Here is a 506-nt window from a genome sequence, read left to right as displayed (position 1 = left end):
CTTTGGACGAGGCCGCGCGGGTCGGGGAAGAGTTCGAGGACGGCCTCTGGCTGGGCTACTACAACGAACCGCGCCTGATCTACGCCGAGCCGGGGTTTCGCAAAGGCCCGTGGAAAGCGTCGGACCGGCGGACGGTGCATCTGGCCGTGGACGTCTTTGCACCGGCCGGCACCATACTGCACGCCCCGATGAGCGGACGGGTTGAAGCCGTCGAAAACCGCGACCGCCATCTCGACTATGGCGGCGTCGTAATCCTGCATCACGAAACACCCGACGGGGATCCGTTTTATACGCTTTACGGCCATCTCGATCCCGAGGTGTGTAAGCGCCTCAAACCCGGCGACCCGGTCGCGCAAGGCGCGGCCTTTGCCCGTCTTGGGGATGCCAGCCAGAATGGCGGCTGGGCGCCGCATGTGCATTTCCAGCTGGCACTGACCACTGACGGAATGCAGGCTGACTGGCCCGGCGTTGGTGACCCGGACGAGATGTTCCTGTGGCATGCGATA

The 506-nt window shown here is 64.4% G+C and carries 1 protein-coding gene; it reads left to right on the top strand.

Annotated elements, in window-relative coordinates; genetic code table 11:
- Positions 1–506, top strand: a 506-nt coding sequence (locus tag ACR0NY_RS19150) for a peptidoglycan DD-metalloendopeptidase family protein (RefSeq protein ID WP_480771310.1), incomplete at both ends; no start/stop codon positions are given.

The sequence above is a fragment of the Ruegeria sp. BJ5 genome (assembly GCF_056537865.1).
This window is presented reverse-complemented; position numbering and strand designations above follow the sequence as displayed.